This window comes from Rhodococcus sp. P4_F5, from assembly GCF_056401315.1.
This window is the reverse complement of the sequence record NZ_JBFUJP010000002.1, coordinates 75684-91516: the sequence shown is the minus strand read 5'-3', so window position 1 is coordinate 91516 and position 15833 is coordinate 75684. Positions and strand designations below refer to the sequence as shown.

Here is a 15833-nt window from a genome sequence, read left to right as displayed (position 1 = left end):
GCAAGACGCCCGGAACCGGTTGGTGGTTCACGTCGGAGGTGAAAGTGGCGAGAAACCTTGGCCTCGAGGCCGGTGTCGACGTGGCCGAGCAGATCAGAGTCGGGGCGGCTCGGCTCTTCCACCAACGTGGGTACGGCACAACCACGATCCGTGAGATCGCCGAGTCCGCGGGAATCTCGTCGTCGACGATGTACCACCACTATCGGAACAAGCAGGATGTGCTGTTCGCGATATCCCGGCAGTTCATGATCGACTTCAACGACGCACTCCTCCCGGTGCTCGGCGACTCGACGCGTCCGCCACGTGATCGACTCGACGAGGCGATCACGCTCCATCTGAAGATCAGCAGCGCGCGGCGCACCGAACTGCTCACCATTCGGGGCAACCGCGGTGCACTCTCCCCCGACCAGTTGGAAACCGTGGTCGGTCTGCAGGCCACCTACCAGCGGGCGGTTCGCGACACCGTCGCCGCCATCCGCGGGCCGAAGGCCGGCGGAGGCGACGTCGAGATCACCACCCTGGCACTGATGGATCTGATCAACKGGGTGTGCCAGTGGTTCGACCCGTCCGGGCGCCTGTCGATCGACGAGGTCGCGGACCGCTACCGGCACATCGCCCGATCACTGGTGATCGGCGCGGCCCCCTAGTCGGAGGACGGCGCCCGTCCCGGCCGCGGTGACGTAGAACTCCCCCGAACCCGCTGCGCCGCAACAGATGTTGGTGGGCATGCTGCCCACCGGCAGGCGGCAACTTTCCTCGAGTTCACCCTCGGGGCCGACGACGTCGATGCGGTCGCCGCTGGTGGTCGCGACCCAGAGTCGACCGGCGGCGTCGACGGCGAGCCCGTCCGGATGTCCGTCGGACACCGTGTGCAAATGGGCCCGACCGGTGGGACGACCCTGTGTCACATCATATTTCGCCATCTGTCCGCTGACGGTCTCGGTCAGGTAGAGCTGGTCGCCGTCAAAGGCGATCCCGTTGACGAAGACCGGGCCCTCGAGCTGCAGTTCCGCTTCGCCGCTGTCGATGTCGACGGCCCAGACCCGACCGGGCAGCGCGCTCTCCGGGTGGGCAAAGTCGACCTCCTCCCGCGAGTCGGTGACCCACAGCCGCCCGTCCGGCCCGAAGACCAGGTCGTTGGGCGCGTCCATCCCCGTCGCGAGATAGGACACCTCCCCGTCGCGGACGACCTGGATTCCCGGCTCGGCCGTGCCCTGCGCCGCCCAGATACCACCGTTCTGTGCGACGTAGAAGGCGCCGTCGGGACCAAGCGCGAGACCGTTCGGGCCGCCGCCCACCCGGTGCTCGACCGCGACGCTTCCGTCGCGGTCGAGGACGAGCACCGATCCTCGGCTCATCGACACCATCGCGACCCTGTTGTCGGGCAGGACGATCGGCCCCTCGGTGAAGCCGAGGCCGTCCGCGAGCAGGGTGACGTCCATGTCAGCGAGGCAGGCCGAGCACGCGCTGGGCGATGACGTTGAGCTGGATCTCGATGGTGCCGCCGCCGATCAGCACCGCCGGGACGCCCAGGTAGTCCTGGACATACGGCTGCTCAGGGCTGCCCACACAACCGAGCGGCCCGAGCAGGGCGACCAGCGCACGGGATCCTTCGCGCTGGGCGATCGCGTGGAAGACCTTCTGCACGCTGGTCGCCGACCCGGTGGCGTCCTCGGTGCCGTGCAGTCGGTGCAGCACGGTCTTCAGGTTCATCGCGCCCACCGAGAGCTCGCGTGCGGTGTTGCGGCCGAGCACCCGGACCACCTCGTCGTGGGTGGCGCCGTATTCACCGCCGTCGAGCAGCTGCCGCACCGTCGCCGCCGCGCCGTGCCCGAACTTTGCCGTGCCCATCTTGAGTCGCTCGTTCGACAGGGTGGTGACGGCTAGGCGCCAGCCGTCACCGGGGCCGGCGACGACGCAGTCGTCGGGCACGAACACCTCGTCGAGGAACACCTCGTTGAACTCCCAGACCCCGGTGGCCTGCTGCAGTGGCCGCACGTCCACACCCGGCGAGGCCATCTCGATCAGGAAGTACGTCAGGCCCTTGTGCTTCGGTGCGTCCGCGTCGGTCCGCGCCAGGCACACGCCCCAGTCTGCCTCCCGCGCTTGCGAGTTCCACACCTTCTGCCCGGTGAGCACCCAGCCGCCGTCGACCCTGCGTGCCTTGGTGGACAGACCCGCGAGGTCCGATCCGGCACCGGGCTCGGAGAACAACTGGCACCAGATGAGCTCGCCGCGCAGCGTCGCGGACACGAACCGGTCCCGCTGCTCGGCGGTGCCGTGCGTGATGAGTGTGGGCAGCACCCACTCGGCGATACCCGTGTTGGGCTGGTCGAGGCCGCGGCGCGTGAACTCGTCGGCGATCACCGCCTGCTCCACCGCGCCCGCGTCCTGCCCGTAGGGCAACGGGTAGTGGGGCGCGGCCAGGCCCTCCGCCGCAAGCCTGGCCCGCCGCGCGCCGCCGCGGGTCGGTGCCCAGCCCTCCGTCGCGATCTCGTCGTCGGGAAGAGCAAGAACGTCGTCGAGCACCGCGGCGACCCGTGCCCGCAGCTGCGGCTGCGTGTCCTCGTCGATGAACGAGAAGTCGCGCTGCGTGTGCAGGGCCGCCTCCCCCAGCCGGGTCGACCAGGCATCCTCGGTACCCACCGCGGAGGCGACGGCAACCGCCCGCCGCCAGTACAGGTGCGCGTCGTGCTCCCAGGTGAATCCGATACCGCCGAGCAGGCTGATGCAGTCGAGCGCTTGGTCGACGCCGGCCGGCGCCGCAGTGAGTGCCGCCTGCGCCGCGACGAGTCGCTGCTGGTCGGAGGCGCCGTCGGCGGCGCGGGCCGCGTCCCACACTGCGGCGCAGGCGATCTCCGACCGGACCAGCATCAGCGCGGCCTTGTGCTGGACCGCCTGGAAGCTGCCGACCGGGCGCCCGAACTGGTGCCGGGTACGCACGTAGTCGACGGCGGTCTCCACACACCACGCCGCGATCCCGCTGGCCTCCGCCCCCAGGAGCGAGGTGACGATCAGGTCGACCCGGGCCGGATCGACCCCGGCCAGCGCCCGGTCATGCGGGATCGGGTGACCGGCGAGTTCGAGCCGCCCCACCGACCTGGTCGGGTCGAGCGCCTCGCAGGCCGTCACCTTCGCGGTCGTACCGGGCCCGTCGAACTCGGCGCGGTCGAGCCAGAACCACAGGTCCCCGCCGGGGGTGTCCGCCAGTGCGGCGCGCCCGAGAACCCGTCCGGCGCCGGGCAGTCCGAGGGTCGGGTCGGAGGTCCCCTCGACCTCCCAGCCGCCGGCCGCCGGCCGCGCCGTCAGCCGGTTCCCGGCGACGAGTGCACCGGTGGCGCCGCCGTCGAAGGCGACGAGCAGGTCGTCGGCGCCGTTCGATGCGGTCGCGGCGACGGCACTGGCGAGCACCGTGGGAACGTACGGTCCGGGGAACATGGCCTTGCCCAGCTGCTCGACCACCACCGCGAGCGCCGGCAGCCCGCACTCCGAACCGCCCACGACCTCGGGAAGGTGCATGTTGTGCAGGCCCTGACGAACCACGGCCTCCCACACCGGGTCGGGGCCGGTACCGGCGGACAGGGCGTCGAACTGGTTGCGGGTGTGCGCAATCGGCGCGCACCGGCGGGCGAAGGCCGCGACGGAATCCGCGAGCGCCCGCTGATCCTCGGTGATCGGTAGAGCCATGGGGTCCTCCTAGTGCACGTGGGTGGTCAGCCTGGTGGACAACTCCCACAGGTCTGAGGCGGTCGCGGGGTCGGTGGCGTGGTCGCTGGCCGCGCCGACTCCGCAGTCGGCGAGGTAGGCGCCGCCGACTGCGTCGAGCTCGGGCGCGGTTGCTCCCCACACCGTCGTCGCCGCGGCGGCGGGGATGGATTTCAGCTTCGTCAGCACGTTCGGGGTGCCGGCCGACATCCGCTTCATCTCCGCCATGTCGGCCCGGGACATGTGGCGTGCGAGTCCGGTGGCGGACACCCCCGGATGAACCGAGAAGGCATGCACGCCAAAGTCTCCGGCCCGTTGCTCGAGTTCGACGGTCATCAGGACGTTCGCGGCCTTCGACTGGGCGTAGGCGACGAACTTGTCGTAGGCGCGGCTCTCGAAGTTCGGATCGACGAGATCCACGGGGTGCGCCCGGTGCGCGTCCGAGGACAGCGTGACCACCCGAGCCGGGACTCCGGACCGGTCGGCGGCAGCCGACAGTGTCGGCAGCAGCAGGGTGGTGAGCGCGAAGTGACCGAGGTGGTTGGTGCCGAACTGCAGCTCGAACCCGTCCCGGGTGCGTTCGAACGGCGTGTACATCACCCCGGCGTTGTTGATCAGGACGTCCACCGACAGGCGTCGCTCGGCGAGCCGAACCACCAGGGCACGAATGCTTTCCAGGTTCGCGAGGTCGACTCCGAATACGTCCGGCTCGGCGGCGGGGTGCGCTTCGCGGATCGTGGACGCCACGGCGCCGGCCGCGGCGGTGTCGCGTGCGGTGAGGACGACGTGTGCGCCCGCGCCGGCGAGCGCCCGGGCCGTCTCGCCGCCCAGACCGCTCGTCACCCCGGTGACGAGCACGGTGCGACCGCGCAGGTCGACCCCGGCGAGGACGTCGTCCGTGGTGAGCGCGGCGCCGGGAGAGCGCGGGGCGTCGGGGGTGGTCGCGGTGCGCTCGGTGGGCCGCGGCGTCATTCCGGCGCGACCTCCCGCCACTGCGTGGACAGCCGCGAGGTCCACCGGGGTGCACGGCGCTCCGTGAACGCGCGAACGCCCTCGGCGGCATCGGGTTTGCCCATCACCCGCAGGTGCAGCTCCGTCTCGAGGGCCGCCACCTGCTCCGGCCCGTACCCGTGCCGGACGGTCTGCCACAGCAACCTCTTCGACAGCGCGGCCGACATCGGTGCCACGTTCACCGCGATGTCACGAGCGATGTCCATTGCGGCGGGCAGCACTTCGTCCGCCGGCAGGTTACGGCTCGCCAGGCCCAGCCGGACCGCCTCGGCGCCGTCGAAGGTGCGACCCGTCAGCAGGATGTCCGCGGCGGCCGCCATGCCGGCGATGTGCGGAACGGTCCAGTGCGACATGGCATCCGGGATCACCCCGCGGCGGACCTGCGGGATCGAGTACTTGGCGTCGGTGGCAAAGATCCGGATGTCGGCCTGCATCGCGAGCGTCAGCCCGATGCCGATGGCATGCCCGTTCACCGCGGCGACGACGGGCTTGCGCAGGTCGAAGGCCGGCGGATTGACGGGCGAGGCCGTGAACGTGTCGCTGTCGGGTGCGGCGAAGGTGCCGTCGCCGCCGGCCAGGTCGGCGCCCGCACAGAACGCCGGCGGCGCTCCGGTGAGGACGACGGCCCGGACGTCGTCGTGGTCGTCGAGTGCCCGATAGGCCTCCCCCAGCGCCCGGCCCATCTCCTTGGTGAACGCATTGCGCCGCTCGGGCCGGTCGAGGGTCACCACCGCGACCCCGTGCTCGACCTCGACGCGCACCCCGGCCGTCATCGGGCCGCCTTCACGGCCGAGATCATTTCTGCGACATGGAGATCCGAGACCGGGTAGCCGGGGAAGTAGCAGCATACCCGGTCCGCGTGGTCGCCGAAGCGGGCGACGATCTGCGCCGCGCACTGCTCGGGCGTGCCGTGCACCGCGAGGGCGCCGAGCATGTCGTCGTCGATCAGCTCCGTCATCGCGGCGAACTCGCCGCGCTTGGACAGCGCGTTGAGCTCCGGCTGCACGTCCGCCCAGCCCTCCACCTCGAGCACCGGTCGGTACGCCGGGGTGGACCCGTAGAACCCGAGCAGGCCCCGCACCCCCCGCGCGGCGGCGTCGAGCTCCTCCGGTGTGCGGCCGACACCCACGATCACCTGGGGGTAGATCGCGAGGTCGGATCGCGACCGTCCGCCGCGCTCGAGTCCCTCCTCGATGGCCGGCACGGTCCGCTCGCGGAAGTGCCGAACGCTGTTGAACGGCATCACGAGCAGCCCGTCCGCGACCTCGGCTGCCGCCCGCGTCATCAACGGCCCCAGTGCGCCGAGGCAGATCTCCGGGGGACCGTAGGGATTGGGTCCGGGGTTGAAGGTGGGCGGCATCAGGGTGTGCGTGCTGAACTCGCCCTGAAACTTCAGCGGCGCCTGGCCTTCCCAGGCCGCGAAGATCGCCTTGATCGCGAGCACCGTCTCGCGCATGCGGGCGGCGGGCTTGGACCACTGTGCGCCGTACCGCTTCTCGATGTGCGGCCGGATCTGCGAGCCGAGGCCCAGCCGGAACCGCCCGCGGCTCAGGGTCTGCAGGTCGTAGGCGGTGTGGGCCAGGTGCAGGGGGCTTCGAGGCAGCGCGATCGCCACGTTCGTCATCAGGTCCGCCGAGGTCACGGTCGACGCCGCGACGAGCGGAACGAACACGTCGTGGGCGCCCTCGAAGGTGAACAACCCGTCCGCACCCAGCGCGACGAGTTCACGCGCGCGCACGGCCGCGTCCTCGGGCCGGCCGTTCAACTGCACGTCGATCTTCACCGGTGCACCGCCTTGGTGTCCGCCGCCTCGGCCGCGTGCGCGGCCAGGACGTACAGGGCGCCGGCGAGCGAATCGACGAAGCTCGCCTCGTCCGCCGCTCCCCGGGTGAGGCCACGCATCGTCGTGGCGCCGGAGAGCAGGTCGAACAGGAACATCGCATCCGCCCCGGCGTCGATCTCCCCCCGGGCGACGGCGCGGTCCAGGAGGTCCCGGAAGGCCTGGCGCACCGGCCCCCCGATGGCGAGCAGGCGCTGACGCGCCTCCTCGGACTGGGAATCGGCGAGCAGTCCCGGCACCCCGGCGCGTGCGGCGGGACGCGCGGCCCGGACCAGGAAGACCCGCACCCACGTCGCGAGGTCGGTGCGCAGGTCTCCGGACTCCTCGGGCAGCGGATGCCCGCCCGTGCCGTGCACGGCTTCCTCGATCAACGCCTCGCGGGTGGGCCACCGCCGGTAGATGGCCGGCGTGTTCACCTCGGCCATCCGGGCAATTGCGGCCACCGTCGTCTGCTGGTACCCCACCTCTGCCAGCAGGCGACGTGTGGCGACCAGTACCGCCTGGTCCTTGCTCAGGTCACGTGGACGCCCAGTGCGGGCCGATGTCTCAGGCTTCACCATTACATATTAACCCGTTACATTAGTCGTGACGGACGCTTCGCAGGAATACGAACCGAGACCGACGCAAGACGGTGGATGCACCGAGGAGACACGATGAACGACGACCTCGCGGACAAGGTCCCGCCTTCCCGTCGGAACGGACGCTCGTCGAGGAGGCTCGTCGACATCCCCTGCACCGGCTCGGGCATCACGCAACCCGGACGAACTCGCCCGCTACCGCAGCCCGACCCGTGGCAGACGGGCTCGGCCTTGAGGTGCGTCAACCCCGCAACCCTCGAGCAGATCGGAACCGTCGCGGTCACCGCCGCCGATCAGCTCGACGGCATGCTCACGCGAGCGCACCACGCGTTCGCCGGCTGGCGCATCGACCGCGAGGCGCGGCAGCGGTGTCTCGCCGACTGCGCCCGCGAGCTCCTGCACGCCGTGCACACCCTCGCGCCCCTGCTGACCATGGAACAGGGCAAGCCCCTCCGCGAATCCGAGGGCGAGATTCGACTCGCCGCCAAGTGCCTGGCCGACGCCGCCGAGATCCGCTGGGACGACGATGCCCTCGCCCACCGCTACGACGGACGCACCGCCGCGGTGGAGTACCGGCCGGTTGGGGTCGTCGCTGTACTCGTCCCGTGGGACCTGCCGATCCTCCGCATGGCCGCAAAGGTGGGCCCCGCCATCGCCGCCGGCAACACGGTCGTCGTCGAGCCTCCGCCCACCGTCGCGCTCTCGGTAACGCGAACCGTGGAGATTCTCAATTCCGTTTTCCCGGCAGGGGTTCTCGACGTCCCGGTCGGCACCCGCAGGGCAACCAGCGCCCTGGTTGCCCACCCGAAGGTCGGCCTGGTCTCCTACGCCGGCACCCGGGGTGGCGCGCAGCGGATCGTCGGCCAGGCGGCCCGGACCCTCACTCCGGTGACGACGACCACGGCCTCCGGCGCGACCGCGCTACTCCTCCACGATGCACCCGTCGACGACGCGGCGACAGCACTGGCCAAGAGCGCCTTTGCCAACGCGGGGCAGACACTGGACGCCCCCAAGAGTGCCTACGTCCCTGCCGATCTGGTGGACGACTTCTGCGACGCGTTCGTCGAGGCCGTCCGGCCGCTGACCGTCGGCGACGGCATGACGCCCGGCATCACGGTCGGTCCACTGCACAGCGCCGGGCAGCTGGCCGTCACCGAAGACCGTCTCCGCCAGTCCATCGCGTCCGGCGGGGTGCTCGTCACGGGCGGCGGCCGCGGCACCAACCTACCGGGACACTTCCTGGAGCCAACCCTGTTGCAGGACAGGGACGGATCGGCCATCACCGAGACGGCGAACAGCGGCCCGGTGTTCACCGTCATCGGCTACCACGACCTCGACCAGACACTCGACCGCATCAACGAACCCTCGCATGTCCTCAGCACCTCTGTGTGGGGGTCCGACCTCGACCGGGCCGCCAAGGTTGCCGAGCGCATCGACGCCGAATTCGTGTCGGTCGGCCGGCGCGAAACCACCGGTACGGCATGGCCGTTCGAGGCGTACGCCGACCGCGCCGTCGACGAGTTCCTACGCCGGCGCGTCATCACGCACTGACCCGAGGCCCCTGCCCCCATCGCCACCACCAGATCCAACCCACCACAGGAGGAACAACATGCACGACGCCGTCATCGTCGACGCCGTTCGAACGCCCATCGGGAAGCGCGGCGGGTCCCTGTCCGACCTGCACCCGGCCGACCTGTCCGCCCACGTCCTGGCGGCCCTCACCGGCCGCGTCGGCATCGACCCCGCCGAGATCGAGGACGTCATCTGGGGATGCGTCGTCCAGGCCGGCGAGCAGGCGGGCAACATCGCCCGCACCGCCGCGCTGGCGGCAGGCTGGCCCGAGTCCGTCCCGGGTACCACTGTCAACCGTGCCTGCGGCTCGAGCCAGCAGGCGTTGAGCTTCGCCGCCGCATCGGTGATCGCCGGGCACGCGGACTTCGTCGTCGCCGGTGGCGTCGAGTCCATGAGCCGGGTGCCGATGGGCAGCGCGGCCAAGGAGGGCAGTTCGGCCACGCCGCCGAGCGTGCAGGCGCGCTACGGCGTGGACAGCTTCAGCCAGGGACTCGGTGCCGAGATGATGGCCGAGCGCTGGAACCTCGACCGCCGCACCCTCGACGAGTACGCGCTGCGCTCGCACGAGCTCACCGCCCAGGCCATCGACACGGGTGCCTTCGACTCGCAGCTCGCGCCGGTCGAGGGCCGGCTCGCCGCCGACGAGGGGCTGCGCCGCGGCGGTTCGATCGACAAGCTCGCGACGCTGAAGGCCCCGTTCAAGGAGGACGGGGTCATACACGCGGGCAACGCATCCCAGATCTCCGACGGGGCGGCGGCGCTGCTGGTCACCACCGGCAAGATCGCCGCGGACCGAGGCCTGTCCCCCATCGCCCGCATCCACACCGTCGCGGTCACCGGCGACGACCCGGTGATGATGCTCAGCGGCCCCATCTCCGCCACCGCGAAGGCTCTCTCCCGCTCGGGCCTGTCCATCGAGGACATCGGCGCGTTCGAGGTCAACGAGGCCTTCGCCCCCGTGCCGCTCGCGTGGCTGGCCGAGACCGGCGCCGACGAGAAGCGGCTGAATCCGCTCGGCGGCGCCATCGCCGTCGGACACCCGCTCGGCGGTTCCGGCGCGATCCTCATGACCCGGCTCGTCCACCACATGCGCGACAACGGCATCCGCTACGGCCTCCAGACCATGTGCGAGGCCGGCGGCATGGCCAACGCGACCATCGTCGAACTCCTCTGACCTCGAAGGACTCTCGCATCATGGAACTCAAGGGAATCTCCGTCGCCGTCACCGGCGGCGCCTCCGGACTCGGCAACGCGACAGCGAGGCGGCTGATCGACGCCGGCGCCTTGGTGACCCTCGTCGACCTGCCGTCCTCCGACGGCGACGCCGCCGCACGGGATCTCGGCCCGAACGCCCGCTTCGCACCGGCCGACATAACCGACACGGACCAGTTCGCCGCCGCACTCGACGCGGCAACCGAGGACGGCGAACTCCGCGGCCTCGTCCACTGCGCGGGCAGCGGCCGCGGCATGCGAATCCTCGACAAGCACGGCAACGCCGGTTCGCTCGAGGACTTCGAGCATGTCATCAAGCTCAACCTGGTCGGATCGTTCAACGCGCTGCGCCTCGGCGCCGAGCGCATCGCGAGGACCGACGAGGTCGACGGCGAACGCGGGGCGATCGTGATGACCGCCTCCGTCGCGGCCTTCGAGGGGCAGATCGGCCAGATCAACTACACCGCATCCAAGGCCGGGATCGTCGGCATGACCCTGACCGCCGCCCGCGACCTGGCGGCCCGGCGCATCCGGGTGTGCACGATCGCGCCGGGAATCATGGACACGCCGTTGCTCTCGGGGATGCCCGACGCGATGCGCGCCAGCCTCGAGGCCTCGGTGCCCAACCCGTCGCGACTGGGGCGTGCGGACGAATTCGGCCAGCTCGCCGTGTCGATCCTCGAGAACCGCTACCTCAACGGCGAAACCATCCGGCTCGACGGAGGAATCCGCATGGCGCCTCGGTGACCTGCTGACGCACAAAAGCACGCGATCGGTTCCTGCCGCTGGCAGGAACCGATCGCGTGGAAGATCTTCAAGTTGCGCCGATCGCCGGCGCCGCCGGGGTCAGCCGGTGATGTTGCTCGCCTGGTTGCTCCAGGCGGTCTGGCCGAAGAGCTCGCCGGTGCCGGAGACGAAGGCGCCGTGCGCGTAGTCGTCGCCTTGCAGCTTGTCCATGTTCCAGGCGGTGAGGACACCGAGGAACCCCTGCACGCCGCTGACGCAGCCCGGGTCGTTCGGGGGGCATCCGGGCTGGCCCTGAATGTCGTTGTGGTTCGGGCCGTTCAGCGTGGCCATCGCCTTCTGCACCGAATCCGGAGTGGCGGCAAAGTAGCCCTGCGCGGACTGGGGGCCGATCTGCTCCAACGGAAGCGGCTGGGTGGACGGCGAGATGGGGCTGCCGGAGCCGTTGACGTACAGGACGGAGCCGGTGGTCAGCTGCCGGGGATCCGTGCAGATGGTCATCGCGGCCTCCGGCTTCGGCAGGTTGAGCGAGCACATGAACTGCCCCGGGAGCTCGATCGGGACCGCGGTCTTGATGGCGCCGCCGGAAGTGATGGCGGCGTTCAGGGTGCCGACCGCGCCCTGCGAGTGGCCCATTGCGCCGATGTTGTCGGTGTCCAGCGTCTGGTAGAAGACGCTCGACGGGTCATTGTTCTGGCCCTCGAGGAAGTCCACCGCCTGCAGCATCTCCTGGCCGGAGCCCGTGTTGGTGTTGTCGGGCGCGATCACCACGAAACCCCAGGACGCCAGGTGCGATAGCAGGTAGTCGTACTGGAAGGGGTGCGCAAAGGTGCCGTTACCCCAGGTGATGATCGGGTGCTCGGTGCCGTCCGCACCGAGGTCGGTGGGATACCAGACGTCGAACTTGTGGCCGGAGGAATCGCAGCAGCCGAAACCCTGCTGCTTGGTGACCTCCCACGGTCCACGTTCGGAGTACGTGGCTTCGACGGACTTCGTCGGCGCGGCGCCCGGCGCGGGTGCACCGGCCTGCGCCGTGGCCCCGGACCCCAGCAGAGCCAGGGTTACCGCAGCGAGGAGCACTACACCTCTACTCAAGCGACTTTTCATACGCCCGAGACTAGCTACCGCACCTAATGCCCCTTAGGCCTTGTTACAAAATCGTTATGAATCCCGGGTCCGCCGCAGGTCGCCACACCGGCGCATGGCCCTCGTCGTTAGGCTCGCCTTGTGACTGAGCGACAGCGGGGCGGACGAGCAGCCAAGGCGGAAGCCAGGCGCGAGGCCATCCTCGACGCCGCGATGGCCGAGATCGCGGAGCGCGGGTATCGCGCCACCACGCTCGCCGCGGTGGCCGCGCGCGTCGGACTGACGCAGCCGGGCGTTCTGCACTATTTCCCCAGCAAGAAGCACCTGCTGATCGGCGTACTCGAGGCCCGCGACCAGTGGGACACCGCGGCCATTCTCTCGAGATCGACGGACGTGAAGCTGTCCCACCTCGAACAGATCGTGGAGTTCAACGCGGAACGCCCTGGCGTAGTCCAGACGTACACGGCACTGGCCGCGGAGAGTGCGACGGGACAGCATCCGGCACGCGAGTTCTTCACCGAGCGGTACGCCGCGGCCCGCGAGGCCTTCACCGGCTTCCTGCACCAGGAGTTCGGCGACCGCATGCCGGGCGGGCTCACCCCCGAGCAGGCGGCACCGCTGCTCATCGCCGTACTCGACGGCATTCAGATCCAGTGGCTGCTGGCCCCGGACGAGGTGGACATGCCCGCGGCCTTCCGCAACCTCGTCACCCTGCTCACCGCGGCCGAGCGGGCGGAGGACCCGGCCGACCTGCGCTAGCCGAGGCCTCCACTCGATCCGGAATCGATAACTTTTTCATAACGACGCCTAATAAACATTAGGTAAAATGTAGCCTGGGTGTATCGCCTATCCGGCGGACCCGCGCCCGCGCCCGCGGCGTCGTGGTCGCACCACGAAGGAGTTCACGATGGAAGACGAAGCGACCCGCCAGGCCGTCGAATCGGCGCTCGCCAAGCTGGATCTGGACGCGAAGGCGCGTCTGCTCCAGGGGCAGGACATCTGGACGCTGCCGCCGCTCCCCGAGATCGGTCTCGGCTCCGTCGTGATGTCCGACGGCCCGGTCGGCGTGCGCGGGGCCAGCTGGGGTCCCGAGGACCCGTCCGTCCTGCTGCCCTCGCCCACCGCGATGGCCGCATCCTGGGATCCCGAGCTGATCGCCCGGGCGGGGACACTGCTCGCTCAGGAGGCCCGCCGCAAGGGCGTGCACCTGCTCCTCGCCCCCACCGTGAACATGCACCGCACCCCCGTCGGGGGCCGGCACTTCGAGGCGTACTCCGAGGACCCGCTGCTCACCGGCGCCATCGGCTCCGGCTTCGTCCGCGGCGTGCAGTCCGGCGGCGTCGGCGCCACCGTCAAGCACTTCGTGGCCAACGACGCCGAGACCGACCGCATGTTCGTCGACAACATCGTCTCCCCCGAAGCCCTGCGCGAGCTCTACCTCGCCCCGTTCGAGGCGATCGTCCGCGACGCCGGCCCGTGGGCGATCATGTCCGCGTACAACAGCGTCAACGGCACCACGATGAGTGAGCACGCGGAGCTGCTGCGCGGCGTGCTCCGCGACGAGTGGGGCTTCGACGGCATCGTGGTCTCCGACTGGATGGGCACGCGCTCGACGACCGGCGCCATCCTGGGCGGCCTCGACGTGGCGATGCCCGGCCCGGCCAACGTCTACGGCGAGCTCCTGGTCAAGGCGGTCCGGGACGGCGACGTCGACGAGGCCGTGGTCGACGAGGCCGTCCGGCACGTCCTGCTGCTCGCGGCACGCGTCGGCCTGCTCGAGGGCGCACCGGCTGCGGTCGCCGAGCTCCCCGCCACGGTCGACGGCCGCGAGATCGCGCGCGAGGTCGCCCGCCGCTCCTTCGTGCTCGCCCGCAACGCCGACGTCGCAGACAGCCCGGTCCTGCCGATCACCCCCGAGTCCACCGTCGCCCTCATCGGCCTGGCCGCACGCGAAGCCCGAGTGCTCGGCGGCGGCTCCGCCATGGTCTTCCCCGAGACCGTCGTCTCCCCGCTCGACGGACTGACGGCCGCGCTGCCCGAGGGCACACTGAGCTACAACGTCGGCACGGTGCTGAGTGACGAGATGGGCATCGCCGACCGCGGGTTCACCCTGCGCGCCCGCTGCCTCACCGCCGACGGCACGCTGCAGCGCGAGCTCCCGCTGGCGGACGGCAACATCATGTGGATGGGCGCCCTCCCCGAGGGCATCGACTACCCATCGCTGCAGACCGTCGAGATCCTCGGCACCTTCACGCCGGAGTTCTCCGGCCCGCACCGCTTCGGCACCAAGGGCATCGGCCAGTTCACGCTGACCGTCGACGGCGAGACGGTGTTCGAGGGCGAGCAGGCACTGGAGAGCTTCGACCCGTTCGAGATGTTCTTCGGCTCGCCGAAGGACCGCGCCGTCGTCGAACTCGAGGCGGGGCGCACCGTCGAGGTCTCCCTGCGGTACGACCCGATGAAGATGGAGGGCGCCCCCATCGCAATCGTCAGCTTCGGCCTGGGGCACCTCGAGCCGCAGCGCGATCCCGAGGAGCTGATGGCCGAGGCCGAGGCCGCCGCGGCCCAGGCCGATGTGGCCGTCGTCGTCGTGGCGACCACCGACAAGGTGGAGTCCGAGGGCTTCGACCGCACCACGCTCGCGCTGCCCGGACGTCAGGACGAGCTGGTCGCCCGTGTCGTCGCGGCGAACCCGCGCACGGTTGTGATCGTCAACTCCGGCGCCCCCGTGGAAATGCCGTGGCGCGACGACGTCGCCGCGGTGCTGCTGAGCTGGTTCCCCGGACAGGAGGCCGGCTCGGCGCTGGCCGAGGTGCTCACCGGCGCGGCCGAGCCCGGCGGCCGGCTGCCCACCACCTGGCCCGCCACCCTCGCGGACTGCCCGGTCACCGAGGTCACCCCGACCGACGGCAAGCTCGTCTACAGCGAGGACCTGTTCATCGGCTACCGCGCCTGGGACCGGTCCGACGTCGCGCCCGCGTACTCGTTCGGGCACGGCCTCGGCTACACCACCTGGGAGTATGAGGACGCCGAGTGGGACGGCGAGACCGTCACGGTCCGGGTCCGCAACACCGGATCCCGGCCGGGACGCGAGGTCGTGCAGGTCTACCTCGCCCCGGTCGACGGCGACCCGTCCCGGCCCGCCCGCGCGCTGGCCGGCTTCGCGAGCGTCGAGGCGGCCGCCGGCGAGACCGCGACGGCGAGCGTCACCCTGCCGCAGCGCGCCTTCGAGGCCTGGGAAGAGGCGAGCCGGAAGTGGGCCTACCGCCCCGGTGCGTACGACCTCCAGGTCGGCGGCTCGTCCGCCAACTGCCCGCTCACCCTGCGCATCGCGGCTACCGACTGACAGCGGCGCTGACGCATCTCAGCACGAGAGCACGCCGGCCCACCGCCYCATGGCGGTGGGCCGGCGTGTTTGCGTAGCTGCCCCAGTTCTCTCGATTCGGGCGCCAGCTTGAACACTTTGACGTAACTTGTGCAACATGCTCAGCGAGAACGCCGGGGCACGGGTCGCCGACCCACCCCTCGAATTGGTTCGGGTAGCCGCAGAATGCGTGCGACGCAACGGGGTTCGGGGATTCCGCCTGAGCGAGGTCGCCACGTCGGCGGGGGTGTCCCGGGGGACGGTGTACAACGCCTTCGGCGACAGACAGTCCGCCGTCAACGCCGGCCTCGACTACCTGTGCAGTGCCTTCATCGACGGGTTGGCCACGGCCGTGACACCCAAGGAGACGCTGCGAAGCCAGGTCGGCGAGGCGGCCGCCCTCATCTACCAACACGCCACCACCCCGCAGGCCCTGGTCCCCCCGCTGCGCACCGAGAGCATCATCGCGACGCTGCTCGAGCACTACGGCGACCAACTCTGCCGCACCTGGGCCGCCTTCTGGGCCACGCTTGTCGCCGACGCCCAGCGGCGCGGCGAGGTGGACGCCGGCCTGGACACGATGCACGCCGGCGACCTGATCGTGCGGGTCCTCCTGAGCCTGGAGATCCTGCCGTTCTCGGTGGCCGGATTCAGCAGCGCGGACGACGCACGGACGCGCATCGGCGACCTCATGCTCGACGGGCTGGCACCACGTCACTGA

General features: G+C 70.6%; 14 protein-coding genes. 7 read left to right on the top strand and 7 right to left on the bottom strand.

Going from position 1 to position 15833, the window contains the following annotated elements; translation table 11 throughout:
- Positions 1-44: 44 nt before the first annotated feature.
- Complete coding sequence (locus tag AC1DU4_RS02385) at positions 45-647, top strand: TetR/AcrR family transcriptional regulator (RefSeq protein WP_477837505.1); 603 nt, start codon at positions 45-47, stop codon at positions 645-647.
- Here AC1DU4_RS02385 and AC1DU4_RS02380 read toward each other — a convergent pair.
- Genes AC1DU4_RS02380 through AC1DU4_RS02355 form a run of 6 tightly spaced genes read right to left on the bottom strand, consistent with a single transcriptional unit; the run spans position 621 to position 7113 of the window.
- Complete coding sequence (locus tag AC1DU4_RS02380; protein ID WP_477837504.1) at positions 621-1442, bottom strand: SMP-30/gluconolactonase/LRE family protein; 822 nt, start codon at positions 1440-1442, stop codon at positions 621-623. The genes AC1DU4_RS02385 and AC1DU4_RS02380 overlap by 27 nt on opposite strands.
- A gap of 1 nt (position 1443) precedes the next feature.
- Positions 1444-3687, bottom strand: coding sequence for an acyl-CoA dehydrogenase (locus tag AC1DU4_RS02375; RefSeq protein ID WP_477837503.1), 2244 nt, complete (start codon positions 3685-3687; stop codon positions 1444-1446).
- A gap of 9 nt (positions 3688-3696) precedes the next feature.
- The gene (locus AC1DU4_RS02370) at positions 3697-4677 is read right to left on the bottom strand and encodes an SDR family NAD(P)-dependent oxidoreductase (protein ID WP_477837502.1); all 981 of its coding nucleotides are present in this window, start codon (positions 4675-4677) and stop codon (positions 3697-3699) included.
- Complete coding sequence (locus tag AC1DU4_RS02365; protein WP_477837501.1) at positions 4674-5489, bottom strand: enoyl-CoA hydratase/isomerase family protein; 816 nt, start codon at positions 5487-5489, stop codon at positions 4674-4676. The genes AC1DU4_RS02370 and AC1DU4_RS02365 overlap by 4 nt, the downstream gene beginning before the upstream one ends.
- The gene (locus tag AC1DU4_RS02360; RefSeq protein WP_477837500.1) at positions 5486-6499 is read right to left on the bottom strand and encodes a TIGR03617 family F420-dependent LLM class oxidoreductase; all 1014 of its coding nucleotides are present in this window, start codon (positions 6497-6499) and stop codon (positions 5486-5488) included. Before AC1DU4_RS02360 ends, AC1DU4_RS02365 begins: the two co-directional genes overlap by 4 nt.
- Complete coding sequence (locus AC1DU4_RS02355; RefSeq protein ID WP_477837499.1) at positions 6496-7113, bottom strand: TetR/AcrR family transcriptional regulator; 618 nt, start codon at positions 7111-7113, stop codon at positions 6496-6498. The genes AC1DU4_RS02360 and AC1DU4_RS02355 overlap by 4 nt, the downstream gene beginning before the upstream one ends.
- Positions 7114-7209: 96 nt before the next feature.
- Here AC1DU4_RS02355 and AC1DU4_RS02350 point away from each other — a divergent pair, with 96 nt between their 5' ends.
- The 3 genes from AC1DU4_RS02350 to AC1DU4_RS02340 are packed head-to-tail and all read left to right on the top strand — an operon-like array spanning position 7210 to position 10665.
- A complete protein-coding gene (locus AC1DU4_RS02350; RefSeq protein ID WP_477837498.1) occupies positions 7210-8685 on the top strand; it encodes an aldehyde dehydrogenase family protein in 1476 nt (491 codons plus the stop codon).
- A 58-nt stretch (positions 8686-8743) separates the two neighbouring features.
- Complete coding sequence (locus AC1DU4_RS02345; RefSeq protein WP_477837497.1) at positions 8744-9880, top strand: thiolase family protein; 1137 nt, start codon at positions 8744-8746, stop codon at positions 9878-9880.
- A 20-nt stretch (positions 9881-9900) separates the two neighbouring features.
- Entirely contained in the window at positions 9901-10665 is a 765-nt protein-coding gene (locus AC1DU4_RS02340; RefSeq protein WP_477837496.1) for an SDR family NAD(P)-dependent oxidoreductase, read from the top strand.
- A 99-nt stretch (positions 10666-10764) separates the two neighbouring features.
- On the opposite strand, the gene AC1DU4_RS02335 is transcribed toward AC1DU4_RS02340, so the two are convergent.
- A complete protein-coding gene (locus tag AC1DU4_RS02335; protein WP_477837495.1) occupies positions 10765-11742 on the bottom strand; it encodes a poly(ethylene terephthalate) hydrolase family protein in 978 nt (325 codons plus the stop codon).
- Between the two features lie 147 nt (positions 11743-11889).
- Here AC1DU4_RS02335 and AC1DU4_RS02330 point away from each other — a divergent pair, with 147 nt between their 5' ends.
- The 3 genes from AC1DU4_RS02330 (at position 11890) to AC1DU4_RS02320 (ending at position 15833) form a co-directional block, all read left to right on the top strand.
- Positions 11890-12507 (top strand): TetR/AcrR family transcriptional regulator, encoded by a 618-nt coding sequence (locus AC1DU4_RS02330; protein ID WP_477837494.1) that lies wholly within the window; start codon positions 11890-11892, stop codon positions 12505-12507.
- Between the two features lie 148 nt (positions 12508-12655).
- Positions 12656-15094: a beta-glucosidase gene (locus AC1DU4_RS02325; RefSeq protein ID WP_477837493.1), complete on the top strand. Its 2439-nt coding sequence runs from the start codon at positions 12656-12658 to the stop codon at positions 15092-15094.
- Between the two features lie 136 nt (positions 15095-15230).
- Positions 15231-15833: a TetR/AcrR family transcriptional regulator gene (locus AC1DU4_RS02320; protein WP_477837492.1), complete on the top strand. Its 603-nt coding sequence runs from the start codon at positions 15231-15233 to the stop codon at positions 15831-15833.

What these genes read in the sequence shown, in the direction of transcription:
- AC1DU4_RS02370 (WP_477837502.1), bottom strand. Translation starts at nt 4,677, where the DNA reads ATGACGCCGCGGCCCACCGAGCGCACCGCGACCACCCCCGACGCCCCG.
- AC1DU4_RS02375 (WP_477837503.1), bottom strand. Translation starts at nt 3,687, where the DNA reads ATGGCTCTACCGATCACCGAGGATCAGCGGGCGCTCGCGGATTCCGTC.
- AC1DU4_RS02340 (WP_477837496.1), top strand. Translation starts at nt 9,901, where the DNA reads ATGGAACTCAAGGGAATCTCCGTCGCCGTCACCGGCGGCGCCTCCGGA.
- AC1DU4_RS02345 (WP_477837497.1), top strand. Translation starts at nt 8,744, where the DNA reads ATGCACGACGCCGTCATCGTCGACGCCGTTCGAACGCCCATCGGGAAG.
- AC1DU4_RS02365 (WP_477837501.1), bottom strand. Translation starts at nt 5,489, where the DNA reads ATGACGGCCGGGGTGCGCGTCGAGGTCGAGCACGGGGTCGCGGTGGTG.
- AC1DU4_RS02320 (WP_477837492.1), top strand. Translation starts at nt 15,231, where the DNA reads ATGCTCAGCGAGAACGCCGGGGCACGGGTCGCCGACCCACCCCTCGAA.
- AC1DU4_RS02350 (WP_477837498.1), top strand. Translation starts at nt 7,210, where the DNA reads ATGAACGACGACCTCGCGGACAAGGTCCCGCCTTCCCGTCGGAACGGA.
- AC1DU4_RS02380 (WP_477837504.1), bottom strand. Translation starts at nt 1,442, where the DNA reads ATGGACGTCACCCTGCTCGCGGACGGCCTCGGCTTCACCGAGGGGCCG.
- AC1DU4_RS02325 (WP_477837493.1), top strand. Translation starts at nt 12,656, where the DNA reads ATGGAAGACGAAGCGACCCGCCAGGCCGTCGAATCGGCGCTCGCCAAG.